This window comes from Paenibacillus sp. NRS-1781 (assembly GCF_050467745.1).
Taxonomy (GTDB): Bacteria; Bacillota; Bacilli; order Paenibacillales; family Paenibacillaceae; genus Paenibacillus; species Paenibacillus terrae_A.
Genome location: NZ_JBITPI010000044.1, coordinates 68,302 through 80,754 on the forward strand (window position 1 = coordinate 68,302; position 12,453 = coordinate 80,754).

The window sequence follows — 12,453 nt, forward strand, 5'->3', positions numbered from 1 at the left end:
ATGCCGAAAAATACAGAACTTAAAAAAATACTCGTAATTGGTTCCGGCCCTATCGTGATTGGTCAGGCTGCGGAATTCGACTACGCTGGTACGCAAGCCTGTCAAGCGCTCAAAGAAGAAGGCGTCGAGGTAGTGCTGATCAACAGTAACCCGGCAACCATCATGACAGACACGAACATGGCGGACAAAGTATACATCGAGCCGATTACACTTGATTTTGTAACACAAATTATCCGTCAAGAGCGTCCAGATGGCCTGCTTCCTACACTGGGAGGACAAACAGGACTGAATATGGCGGTGGAGCTGGCTCATGCCGGAGTACTGGAGCGTGAAAACGTCAAGCTGCTGGGAACACAGCTGACTTCGATTGAAAAAGCCGAAGACCGTGACTTGTTCCGCGATTTGATGCGTGAGCTGGAACAGCCTGTACCTGAGAGCGTCATTGTTACAACGTTAGAGGAATCGCTGGATTTTGCTAACGAAATCGGTTATCCGATCATCGTTCGCCCGGCTTATACGCTGGGTGGAACAGGCGGCGGGATCTGTGAGAACGAAGAAGAACTGCGTGAGACGGTAAGCTCTGGCTTGCGTTACAGTCCAATTGGACAATGTCTGGTGGAAAAGAGCATCGCAGGCATGAAGGAAGTCGAGTATGAGGTCATGCGTGACGGCAATGATAACTGTATCGTTGTCTGCAATATGGAAAACTTTGATCCGGTCGGCGTACATACTGGCGACAGTATCGTTGTAGCGCCGAGTCAGACGCTGTCAGATCGAGAGTACCAAATGCTGCGCTCCGCTTCCCTGAAAATTATCCGCGCCCTCAATATTGAAGGCGGATGTAATGTGCAGTTTGCGCTTGATCCACACAGCTATCAATACTATGTCATTGAAGTAAATCCACGGGTGAGTCGTTCCTCAGCGCTGGCATCCAAGGCGACTGGATATCCAATTGCCAAAATGGCTGCCAAAATCGCGCTGGGGTACACGCTGGATGAAATCGTGAACCCGGTAACGGGACAAACGTATGCTTGCTTTGAGCCGACACTGGATTACATCGTGAGCAAAATACCGCGCTGGCCATTCGACAAATTCATTTCTGCCAATCGCAAGCTGGGCACGCAAATGAAAGCAACTGGCGAAGTGATGGCTATCGGTCGCACGTTCGAAGAGTCCATCCACAAAGCGGTACGGTCGCTGGAAATCGGTGTACATCGTCTGCATCTTAAGGGAGCGGATCAACTGTCGGATGAGGTGCTCACGGAGCGCCTGATTAAAGCAGATGATGAGCGCTTGTTCCTGGTAGCTGAGGCATTCCGTCGCGGCTGGGAGCAGCAGGAAATTCAGGATTTAACGAAAATTGACTGGTGGTTCCTCGACAAGGTAGAGGGCATCGTCAAGTTCGAAGCCAAAATGGCCGAAGAATCCGAACTGACCTACGAAACACTCTATCAGGCCAAACGTAACGGCTTTACGGACCGCTCCATCGCCGAGGTTCGCAGTCTGAGCCAACCGGGTGGCAGCATGACAACCGAGCGCGAGGTACGTGAGTTCCGTTTGAGTCACAACCTGCGCCCGGTCTATAAAATGGTAGATACATGCGCAGCCGAGTTTGAAGCCACTACGCCGTACTACTACTCCTCTTATGAGGTGGAAAACGAAGTGATTCCATCCAATAAAGAGAAAGTCATCGTACTCGGCTCCGGGCCGATTCGGATCGGGCAAGGGATTGAATTTGATTACTCCACCGTGCATGCGGTATGGGCCATTCAAAAAGCGGGCTACGAAGCAGTGATTATCAATAACAACCCTGAAACCGTCTCTACGGACTTTAACACATCCGACCGTCTCTACTTTGAGCCGCTTTTCTTCGAGGACGTTATGAATGTCATCGAGCAGGAAAAACCGATTGGCGTTATCGTCCAGTTCGGCGGTCAAACGGCCATTAATCTCGCAGCTCCGCTTAGTGCGGCAGGCGTGAACATTTTGGGTACGAGTCTGGAAAGCATCGACGAAGCGGAAGATCGGAAAAAGTTCGAGCGGCTGCTGTCACGTCTGGCTATTGCACAGCCTAAAGGCAACACGGTCATCTCGGTAGATGAAGCGGTAGGAACTGCGCAAGGGCTGGGCTACCCGGTGCTGGTGCGTCCATCCTACGTCCTCGGCGGACGGGCGATGGAGATTGTATACTCCGATGCGGAATTGCTGCGCTACATGGAAGAAGCCGTTAAAATCAACCCTGAACACCCGGTGCTGATCGACCGTTACATGCTGGGCAAAGAAGTTGAGGTTGACGCCATCTGTGACGGCGATACGGTACTGGTGCCGGGCATTATGGAGCATGTGGAACGGGCTGGGGTTCACTCAGGTGACTCTATCGCGGTGTATCCGCCGCAGCACTTGTCCGACGAGTTGAAGCAAAAAATCGTGGAAATCACGATCAGCATCGCCAAGGAATTGAAAACGATTGGTCTGGTGAACATCCAGTTCGTCATTCATCAAGACGAGGTGTATGTGATCGAGGTCAACCCGCGTTCCTCGCGGACGGTTCCTTTCCTGAGCAAAGTCACGAATATCCCGATGGCGAATCTGGCGACACAGGCCATTTTGGGCGGCAAGCTCAAGGATGCGGGCTATACAGAAGGGCTATGGCCTGAAAGTAATTATGTCTCGGTCAAGGTTCCGGTATTCTCCTTTGCCAAGCTGCGCCGTGTAGAGCCGACCCTGGGGCCGGAAATGAAATCGACGGGTGAAGTGATGGGACGCGACATTCAGTACGCCAAAGCGCTGTACAAAGGACTCGTGGGTGCTGGTATGAAAATCCCTTCTACCGGGGCGATCATCATCACGGTGGCGGATAAAGATAAAGAAGAAGCTGTCGAGCTGATGCAGGGCTTTTACAGACTGGGCTACAAAATTATTGCAACAGGTGGAACGGCGGCTGCGCTGGAGCAGGCTAACATTCCAGTGAAGACGATCAACAAGCTGAGCGAGGGTACCCCAAATATTCTGGATATGATCCGTACGGGTGAAGCCAACTTCGTCTTCAATACGCTGACCAAGGGGAAAACCCCAGAGCGTGATGGCTTCCGTATCCGCCGTGAAGCGGTTGAGAACGGCATCGTCTGCATGACCTCGTTGGATACTGTACGCGCTTTGCTGAGAATGCTGGAGACGATTAACTTCACATCCGAATCCATGCCGGTTCTGAGCCGCTAACGCGATACGCGAATAGAGGATAAAAAATAAGTACTACAGGAAAGGACATTCATCAGCTTTGGCTGACGGATGTCCTTTATCACGGGCAAATATACCCGAATTGACGTGAAAAGGGGATGCAGGACGATGAACGAAGCATTTCAGCAGATGGCAGGACGGCTGATGGTCGCGTTAGATTACCCGGATGCGCAGCAGGCAGAGCGGCTCATTCAACAGCTGGAGGGTATTCCCTGTTATATAAAAGTAGGTATGCAGCTGTTTTATAGCGCAGGGCCTGCTTTTGTAGAGCAGCTAAAGTCGAGAGGCTACTCCGTATTTCTGGATTTGAAAATGCATGATATCCCCAACACCGTACGGGGAGGTGCGGAGAGCATCACCCGCCTGGGCGTGGATATGTTCAACGTACATGCTGCCGGAGGGCGAAATATGATGGCAGCCGCCAAGGCCGGGGCCGAAGCCGCGGTTTCCGCAGACAGCTCGCTTGCCATGCCGCTCATTATTGCTGTTACACAGCTAACCAGTACGGATCAGATAACGATGAACCAGGAGATAGGTATTCCTGGTACGGTACAGGATGCGGTCGTTCGATACGCACAACTGACCCGTGAGGCAGGCTTGGACGGAGTAGTGGCATCCCCGTTGGAAGTGCCTGCGATCCGCGCTGTTTGCGGGGCGGACTTCAAGACGATTACCCCTGGCATACGTCCGGCAGGCAGCACTACAGGCGACCAGTCACGTGTAGTGCTGCCTGGGCAGGCCATCGCCCAAGGCAGCAGCTACATCGTCGTTGGACGCCCTATTACGGCTGCATCAGACCCGCGTGCCGCAGCGGAACACATTATTGAGGAGATGAATCAAGTATGACTACATTAAATAATATCCCTGAGCAAATTGCATCCCATCTGTTACGTATTCAGGCGGTAGCGCTGCGTCCACAGCAGCCTTTTACATGGACATCCGGCATTAAATCGCCTATTTACTGTGACAACCGACTGACCATGTCCTACCCGGAGGTGCGCGAGCTGATTGCTGATTCGTTCGCTGCTGTGATCCGTGAGCAATATCCTGAAACCGAAGTCATTGCAGGCACGGCTACAGCGGGCATTCCTCATGCTGCCTGGGTGGCACAAAAGCTTAATCTGCCGATGGCGTATGTAAGGGACAAAGCTAAAGGACACGGCAAGGAGAACCAGATCGAAGGTCAGATTCGTGAGGGACAAAAGGTTATTGTTATCGAGGATCTCATTTCGACTGGCGGCAGCTCCATCAAAGCAGCGCAGGCCGTAGAGCAAGCAGGCGCCCATTCGTTAGCTGTACTCGCTATTTTCAGCTACCAGCTTGATAAAGCGACTCAAGCCTTTGCAGAAGCAGGTGTGAAGCTGCAAAGCTTGTCCAATTACACGGCCCTGATGGATGTCGCCTTGCGTGAAGGAACGATTCAGGAAGAAGAGTTGGAACTGCTGCGTTCCTGGCGTCAGGACCCGGCCTCCTTTGGCAAATAAGGCTTAGCATATAAAGTGTAACGAGGCCATTGATTAAAGTGACTCATACTCGTTGCAGATTGTTATGATGCAGGCCGTGTAATTCGAATTCGATCCGGTTACACTAACTTCTACCATCATGTGAAAAGAGGGAGTTCGGATGTATTGGATTTACTACGGCAGACTGTACACGACCAAATTTCAGGCAGGATGTCTGGCAAAAAGGCTGGAGCACGATGGCTGGATGTATGGCTACAACGATCCCCGCGCAGTGGAGGTGTACCGCTCGCGCAAAGGACGTTATGGTGTTCGATTTATTCCCTAGATTCATAAAAAAAAATTAAAAAAGAAAAATTTTCGGAAAACTATTGACGAAACACAAGAAAATGTTGTATATTAATTAACGCCGCTGTTTTATGTAAATGTAGCGTGAATATACATATTTTTTTGAGGGCCCTTAGCTCAGCTGGTTAGAGCGGTCGGCTCATAACCGATTGGTCGGGGGTTCGAGTCCCTCAGGGCCCATTTCCTCAAAAACCCTTGCATAGCAAGGGTTTTTTTTGTTGTCTTATATAGGGTTTATGAGCTTCTACATAAATGTCTTCTGAAATCATCCAAGTATCTTCCCACATCCCACGATCACACTCTCCGTCGCTTTCAAGACTCTTGAAAGCCTAATTTCTCAAGGACAATTAACCCAAATTTTGAAGTCATATTTATCCTCCAGTTCCTTTTGGATGGAGTATACTCCATAATCAGCACCGATAGGTTTTTTTGAGAGATGTGTATTTAAAATGTTAGAGGAGGGCAGAGAAAAATTATCCTTGTGAACAATAGTTGAGTTAGATAGTTCTTTTTTAACTTGTATGCGAATGTACTTTTACCAGAACCACCACAACCATCTACCCCAATCAGCAAAGTAGATTGCTTTTTAGATTTTTCGTTTATAGCATTTACGAAGTTTTGAAAAGAGTTGAAATGCCCCTCTATTATTTAGTAAATTATGATAAGCTAAGCTTATCATAGGTCGCTTCCGTTGAGAACGGACAGCTTAACGGTATGGAACTCATCAACTCACAGTTAGTTTACAATTAGATCTAAAAAGAGGACTCCACTGGCTGAATGCTGGTGTGAGTTCCAGTGTACTTCTTTAGATGACTTTAAACGTGAGCCTTTCATTGGAGAGGATTAATTAAGGCAGTTGACCTGCTCCGAGGTACTTATTATTTGAAGTACTCCATGAATACGTCGCTATAGCTAAATCCCATCCACCCTCAGGTCTGTACTTTTTCCAATATTGTTTAACGGTTCCCTTTATATCAACTTGTACACCCTGATCACCCATAATGGAAAGTTTATTAAATAATGTACCATTTCTATATTGATAAGCATAAAACTGTGTATTTGATGGCCCATATTCAAACGTTATTGCTACGTGCTTTTCTTTTTTAGATACTTGATAAATCTGGATGGTTGGCTGTTTAAAAAATTCATCACTTATTATATTTGTGTTAATTAATTCAACAGCCCCTTTAGAATTAACAAGAAAAAAATTACCCGCTTCAGTAAGTAGGAAGTATTCCTTTTTACCATCTCCGTTTAAATCTGCAGATTTGCTCAGTGTTATAATTTCACGAGGATATTTTTTCTTTAGGATTTCTTTGGTTTTGATTTCTACAGCAAATGTTGGAAATTGGAGGAATACAGAAACAATGATTACTGAGAAGAATACTAATATATATTTCTTCATTTTTATGACTCCTTATCCTTTTAATTTTCAAAACACAAAATTAGTCTATCAGAACTAGGAATATTTTTCTAGGTTGATTCACCTTGTTTAGAATGTATGTTCGTAATATAATTTTTGCAACGGCGAGGTAAGCGGGGGCTGATTGACTCCTACAATTCACTTACGTTCTTTTCGTTCCAAAAAGAAGCACTGCCCTAATAAACGGACAGTGCTTCTTTTGATATTCTCGAAATCGCTTAACAAAGTGCCTAAAAAACTCGCTACCAAATCACCATTTTGATAATGATCGTTGACTCCACATTCCCAGGAACACTTACTCCAATCTTAGAGCACCTTAACAGTGTATACCATTCTCAATTTACCGTTACCGCCGTAAATCTCAACTCTTGCAGTTGTTGCAGTGGTGGTTGTTACCACGCCAGAAGCGGAGATTGTCACATTTCCACTTGCCACTTTATAAGTATCCCCCGGGTAATTTGACAGCGCATAGGAATAATTTCGCGGTAACGTAGCAGTTCTGTAGTATACTCCGTTAACTTCTACAGTAGGCGTAATTATCGGTGAAGGACCTACTGCTGCGGACGCACTAGGGACGATGATACTACCAATGAGCCCCAAAGACATGACCGTTGATAATAATATTTTCTTAGTATTCATAAAAAATTCCTCCTGATGTATGATATGAGCTCCTAAAATATACCATGCAAAATTGTTGATTTCACTTCATTCGACAAATAGTGTCAAAATAGTACAATAAAACGATTCTAAAGTCCTATAAAATACAAAAGAATTAAAATATAACAATTTAAGTATTTACTTTTTAACTTACCGTACTTTTGAACTATCTCCATAGCTGTATAGTTTTTGACCCACACGGAATAAAAAACGGACGTCAGAGTGATTAGCCCCAAGTCCTTTCAAGTCTCTCACCGCTGACTGGATTCCTTTCTACCATACGTTGTTTTAATGCAGACAGTTCCGTGCATTTACGAATGGCTTCAGCGACCAATTTAGCGATCTGTCTTGCTCCTTCATCAGAAAAATGAGTATTATCCGTTACGCCAGCGGGGTAATTCGGATGTACTTTTTCAGGTAAATGCATAAATAGCTGCTTGGACCCTTCTTCTCCAAGGTTACGATAAAACTGCTGAGAGGCTTTAAAAATATCGAGCAGCGGTGTCCGCGTTTCCTCGGCTACTCGTCTCATCGCTGCGGGATAGGCTCCCACAGCAAGCGGATCAGGCTCTCCGTCTGCGATAAAGCGGCGGCGGCTTACAGAGGTCAACAGCACTGGAATTCCACCACGCTCCCGGGCAGACTCAATACATTGAATTAGGTTTAGGCGATAGTCCCCGTCAGGATCGGTATAGCGGGTGGGATCTTCCTTCTTCTCATCGTTGTGTCCAAATTGAATAAACAGATAATCGCCAGCTCGAAAATCCCTTTCAATATGAGCCAATCGACCTTCGGCTATAAAAGATTTAGTGCTTCGTCCATTAACCGCACGATTGTTCACTTGAACAGACGGATCAAAATAACTCTGCAAGTGTTCGCCCCAGCCTGTCATCGGTTTTTCGGTAGCTCCTTTTTGGGCAGCCGTGGAGTCACCAGCGATAAACAGCCTGGATGTGATCCGCTGCCCTTCCGTAACAAAGCTATGTTTTTGCAGCCACTTTTTCGCAAGAGCGAGCCATTGCTGGCATTCGCGGTTATCCTCAGCCAGTCCCAAGCCGTGTCGCCCTTCCTCAAATACATGCAGCTCAAATGGAATGCCTTCTCTGGATAATGCGGAAGCCAGCAACAAGCTGTTTTCGACCGGAACAGTGGCGTCATTGGCCGTAGTCCAAATAAAAGTTGGAGGGGTCTGTGAAGCCACTTGTTGATCGGATGAAAAGGCGTGAAGCTGCTCCTGTGTCGGCTGTTCACCTAAAAAACGAGTGCGGCTTCCGATGTGCGTATAAGCATCATGAAACGTAATCACAGGATAGCCCAACAGCAGAAGATCGGGTTTTTCCACCCCTCTGGTAGCGACAATGGAGGCCAAGTGCCCGCCTGCTGAAAATCCAACCAGACCTACTTGCTCCGGAATTACTTTCCAGTTTTTGGGCGTTTGTCGAATCCACCTCAGGGCATGTTCCACATCCTCCAACAAGGAATCGACCTCAAAGTCTCCGACTTGATAATGCAGCACACCTGCATGAATACCTAAATCATTCAACCACCGAGCTATGGGCTCTCCCTCATGTGATGCCAAGTGCTCGTAGCCACCGCCGGGCAGTACCAATATAAAAGGGCGAGCTTCATGGGCCACTGCTGGATAGAGGGAGAGAAAGGAAGTGTCTGCTGGAAATTCTTTTTTTACAATCTGATCTTTATGACTAACAACATGTAACATAAGGTACCTCCAAATTCCTTTTTTAAATTCTGCAAGCCTGCTTGAAGAGTGGGCTTAAGCCCAGGTTTGTTTTTTAAATAAATGCACACGTGAAAAAAATGATTTAAACCTTGTTATGAAAGCGCTATAATTTTGGTATGATGCAAAGAACCAAAGGGGGAGCGCAATGAAAAGAGGCAGAATGTTTTACACCATTTTTATTACGATTCTGGTTTTGGGAATAGGGCTGGTGGCCAGCTTCGGCAGCTACATCTATTTTACAACAATTAGCTCAGTCATGGAAAGAGTTTCCAACAGTAAACAAAGCTACATGACTCAGATCAAAAACAGTCTGGAGCAGAAAATCCAAACGATTGAATATGCTTTCAATACGTATAGTACGACCAGTTCATTTGATGAAGTCGTAAAACATCCCATTACAGAAAAAGATTTTGTAGCGTATCGGAATGTGAATTCGCAACTCAATTATATTGCTACGATGGGATTAGAAGGAACGGAATACTCACTGATTAGCCTGGATCAGAATTGGAAAATCTCCAATGGAAGCCTGTCCTATTTGACGAAAACTGAACGAGAGAAGCTATTTAAAACCTATATCGACCATCAGGATAAGGGGCTATTCTGGATTAAAACAGACAAGGGAATCCGCTTTGTAAATACTTTGCCTGTATTCTCCAAAAAGAAGCAAGCCATTGCGCTGTCGGATATTTCGTTGCAAACGTTAAATCGTACAATGCAGGCAGAGGATCACATGGCCGTTTTTATTCTGAATAAACAAGGCGATTTATTGTACGAAACGGAGCCCGTTGAACAATTATTATCCGCCCAGCAGCTTCAGCACATTTCAGAGGCTACGGCTACACCCGACAATTCAGGCATGTTGACACTGGAAAAAACGAAGCATCAGCCTGGTCAGCAGGTCATTTATGCCAAGTCCGCTTATAACAACTGGACCTACTTAACGATATTAGATAAAAAGGAGATTTCGAATGCATTCCAAACGACTAAATTTGGAATCATCACGATGGTACTTGTACTCACGCTCTTGATTGTAGTGGTGGCGTATATGGTAGCCGTTTATTTTACAAAGCCATTCCAGCAAATTAAACGCAGCCTGCCTAAGAATCCTAATTTTTCGTTCAAAAATGAGCCTTCCAGAAATGAAATTGACTGGATTATTGATTCGATTGACAGCATTGTAACGGAAAAGGAGAGCCTGGAAAGCCTCATTCAGTCCGAAATGCCACAGCTTGAAACCCAATTGATTCTCAACCTGTTCCGCAGGCGTATTTCAGCAGAGGAGCTGGTACGAAAAATGCCACGCTTGGGCTATCCACAACTTGAGAACCCCATGTATATTACCCTGTTGATCCAACTGGATAATCTGGGAGATCGGGAGCCCTCGGATAAGGACGTTTTACTGCTGGCCATTAACAAAATCGTAGAAGAGACCATTCCAAAGCAGCAGCGAATGCTTCCCATTATTTTGAACGATGACATCCAGGCGACCATTTTAATGTTTACAGGAAAGAACGAACAGGAAATAAACAAGCAAGTGCTGGACGATGCCACCCTTTTAATTCGAACTGTAAAAGAGTATTTGAATGTATCCATCAGTATCGGCATTAGTAAGTCGTATGACAATTTGTTAGAAAGCAAGGAAGCCTGTGAGATGAGTAAGCAAGCCTTGCACCACCGTTTAAATTTAGGCAAAGAATCCATTATATTTTATGAAGACATTTCCACGGTCATTTCAGGTCCGGTGCTGCTTCATTATCCGACGGAATTGGAATCGCAGCTGTTTGACGCTATTCGAATAGGAGATGAAGAGCAAGTACGACTTACCGTACATTCCTTATTGACTGAAATCATGACAAAGAACAATCATTCCATGAACTTTGAGGTGCTGTTGGTGCGGTTTGTGAATAATCTCATTCAATTGGAGCAGCTGCTAGGGATCGAAGTGCTGCTGACGCAGAACAATCATGCGTTGTACCATCGTTTGCTGGACATTCGTAATCCGGAAGAGATCGAGCGTATGCTGGTGGAGCAAGTCATTTCCCCTATGGTAAAAAGTATGAAGGAGAAGACGAACCAGCAATTCCGCTGTCTCTCTGAGAAAATTGCCGCCATAATCCGAGCTGAATATGACCAGGAATTGTCACTGGAGCTTATTGGGGACCGTCTTCATTACAATCCCAATTATTTAAGCAGTATTTTCAAAAAAGAATATGGTACGACGTTCAGCGAATATCTGATGGGCTACCGGCTGCAAATGGGCAAGAAGTGGCTCGTTGAAACAGATATGACGATTAAAGAAATCGCCGAGCGATTGCAATATCATAATCCGCAGAACTTTATCCGCTCGTTTCGGAAAAAGGAACAGGTCACGCCCGGAGCATACCGCAAGATGAAGCAAGCGAATTGAGCTGAAATTTCACTGGCAATCGAGGGGCAGCTTATCCTTTTACCGCCCCTAATAATGCCCCTTTGACAAAGTGTTTTTGTACAAATGGATACACGATTAGCATAGGAACGGTTGCCACCACAATGACCGCCATCTTAATCGTCTGTGCAGGTGGGATGACATCCACAGAGGTTCCTTCTGCCTGCATACCACTGGAAACGATTACAATTTGGCGAAGCAAGACCTGAATGGGCCATTTGGCGGAGTCATTGATATAGAGAATGGCATGCATATACGTATTCCAGTAGGCTACCGCGTAGAAAAGTGAAATGGTTGCAATCGAGGGCATCGCTAACGGCAGCATGATTTTAAAGAAGATGCCAAAATCGTTGCACCCGTCCATCTTGGCCGATTCCTCCAGATCATCCGGCAACGCCTGAAAAAAGTTTCGCATAATAATCAGGTTAAACGCATTAATGGCCACGGGAAGTATAAGGGACCAATACGAATTGATAAGCCCCATGCTTTTTACAACCAGAAAAGTTGGAATCATCCCTCCGCTAAACAACATGGAAAACACCACAATGAAGTTAATCGTATTTCGGCCAAGCAGATATCTTCGGGATAATCCGTACGCCATAAAAGCAGTAAAGATCATACTCACCACGGTACCGACGACAGTCACTCCGATCGAAACCCCTAGTCCTCTGAAAATCGTTGGGGTCGACAGGATATACCGATATGCATCCAGGGAAAAAGTGACAGGGAACAAAATGAATTTTTTAGCTACCACTTCTTGGGTTGAAGCAAAGGAGCTGGCAATGATATTCAGAAAAGGCAAGAGACAAGTGAGGGCAATGAGAATTAATAAAGTACTGTTTACAATGGTAAAAATACGACTGCCCAGCGATTCTTTTTTTAGTGATGTTTGCGCCAAGTGTATGACCTCCTCGTAATCGTTTACATGTAAACTGTACCAAGAGGGTGGAATTCCGTATATAATCAAATCTTGAGGTGTTCTCCTAAGCATGGAAATAAGAGGGTAATCATTAGGTTGTGTAGTAATCATTAGGTAAGGTGAAAAGCCGGAAAATAGGCGGTATATAAGGTTTTGTAAACGCTATCATTTGATGATTATATGCGTAACGCCAAAAATCACGTACTCTTGAAAACGTATACATAAACGTTTGAAGGAGGTCGA

At 45.8% G+C, this 12,453-nt stretch carries 9 protein-coding genes, 1 tRNA gene and 1 pseudogene; 6 read left to right on the forward strand and 5 right to left on the reverse strand.

Annotation, left to right across the window (positions count from 1 at the left end; all coding sequences use genetic code 11):
* The 5 genes from carB (at position 1) to ACIFO6_RS15945 (ending at position 5,225) form a co-directional block, all read left to right on the forward strand.
* Positions 1-3,219, forward strand: coding sequence for a carbamoyl-phosphate synthase large subunit (carB, locus tag ACIFO6_RS15925; protein WP_430041821.1), 3,219 nt, complete (start codon positions 1-3; stop codon positions 3,217-3,219).
* Positions 3,220-3,345: 126 nt separating this feature from the next.
* On the forward strand, positions 3,346-4,083 hold the full coding sequence (pyrF, locus tag ACIFO6_RS15930) for an orotidine-5'-phosphate decarboxylase (RefSeq protein ID WP_430041823.1): 738 nt from the start codon (positions 3,346-3,348) through the stop codon (positions 4,081-4,083).
* A complete protein-coding gene (gene pyrE, locus ACIFO6_RS15935) occupies positions 4,080-4,721 on the forward strand; it encodes an orotate phosphoribosyltransferase (protein WP_430041826.1) in 642 nt (213 codons plus the stop codon). Before pyrF ends, pyrE begins: the two co-directional genes overlap by 4 nt.
* A gap of 139 nt (positions 4,722-4,860) precedes the next feature.
* Positions 4,861-5,025, forward strand: coding sequence for a hypothetical protein (locus tag ACIFO6_RS15940; RefSeq protein ID WP_014282411.1), 165 nt, complete (start codon positions 4,861-4,863; stop codon positions 5,023-5,025).
* Between the two features lie 126 nt (positions 5,026-5,151).
* A tRNA-Ile gene (locus ACIFO6_RS15945) sits at positions 5,152-5,225 on the forward strand.
* A 5-nt stretch (positions 5,226-5,230) separates the two neighbouring features.
* On the opposite strand, the pseudogene ACIFO6_RS15950 reads toward ACIFO6_RS15945, so the two are convergent.
* From ACIFO6_RS15950 to ACIFO6_RS15965, 4 genes and pseudogenes are all read right to left on the reverse strand, one after another.
* A pseudogene (locus ACIFO6_RS15950) lies at positions 5,231-5,690 on the reverse strand (uridine kinase).
* Between the two features lie 202 nt (positions 5,691-5,892).
* Positions 5,893-6,450, reverse strand: a complete 558-nt coding sequence (locus ACIFO6_RS15955; RefSeq protein WP_430041828.1) for a hypothetical protein — start codon at positions 6,448-6,450, stop codon at positions 5,893-5,895.
* A 324-nt stretch (positions 6,451-6,774) separates the two neighbouring features.
* Positions 6,775-7,107 carry a hypothetical protein gene (locus ACIFO6_RS15960; RefSeq protein ID WP_430041830.1) on the reverse strand — a complete coding sequence of 111 codons (333 nt, stop codon included), beginning with the start codon at positions 7,105-7,107 and terminating at the stop codon, positions 6,775-6,777.
* Positions 7,108-7,351: 244 nt separating this feature from the next.
* The gene (locus tag ACIFO6_RS15965) at positions 7,352-8,845 is read right to left on the reverse strand and encodes a GDSL-type esterase/lipase family protein (RefSeq protein ID WP_430041832.1); all 1,494 of its coding nucleotides are present in this window, start codon (positions 8,843-8,845) and stop codon (positions 7,352-7,354) included.
* A gap of 166 nt (positions 8,846-9,011) precedes the next feature.
* On the opposite strand from ACIFO6_RS15965, the gene ACIFO6_RS15970 reads away from it, so the two are divergent.
* Positions 9,012-11,273: an AraC family transcriptional regulator gene (locus ACIFO6_RS15970; protein WP_430041833.1), complete on the forward strand. Its 2,262-nt coding sequence runs from the start codon at positions 9,012-9,014 to the stop codon at positions 11,271-11,273.
* 31 nt (positions 11,274-11,304) lie between these two features.
* On the opposite strand, the gene ACIFO6_RS15975 is transcribed toward ACIFO6_RS15970, so the two are convergent.
* The gene (locus ACIFO6_RS15975; protein ID WP_430041835.1) at positions 11,305-12,189 is read right to left on the reverse strand and encodes a carbohydrate ABC transporter permease; all 885 of its coding nucleotides are present in this window, start codon (positions 12,187-12,189) and stop codon (positions 11,305-11,307) included.
* Positions 12,190-12,453: the final 264 nt, after the last annotated feature.

Excerpts from the sequence above, each read along its gene's own strand:
- carB (WP_430041821.1), top strand. The coding sequence starts at position 1 with ATGCCGAAAAATACAGAACTTAAAAAAATACTCGTAATTGGTTCCGGC.
- pyrF (WP_430041823.1), top strand. The coding sequence starts at position 3,346 with ATGAACGAAGCATTTCAGCAGATGGCAGGACGGCTGATGGTCGCGTTA.
- pyrE (WP_430041826.1), top strand. The coding sequence starts at position 4,080 with ATGACTACATTAAATAATATCCCTGAGCAAATTGCATCCCATCTGTTA.
- ACIFO6_RS15940 (WP_014282411.1), top strand. The coding sequence starts at position 4,861 with ATGTATTGGATTTACTACGGCAGACTGTACACGACCAAATTTCAGGCA.
- ACIFO6_RS15955 (WP_430041828.1), bottom strand. The coding sequence starts at position 6,450 with ATGAAGAAATATATATTAGTATTCTTCTCAGTAATCATTGTTTCTGTA.
- ACIFO6_RS15960 (WP_430041830.1), bottom strand. The coding sequence starts at position 7,107 with ATGAATACTAAGAAAATATTATTATCAACGGTCATGTCTTTGGGGCTC.
- ACIFO6_RS15965 (WP_430041832.1), bottom strand. The coding sequence starts at position 8,845 with ATGTTACATGTTGTTAGTCATAAAGATCAGATTGTAAAAAAAGAATTT.
- ACIFO6_RS15970 (WP_430041833.1), top strand. The coding sequence starts at position 9,012 with ATGAAAAGAGGCAGAATGTTTTACACCATTTTTATTACGATTCTGGTT.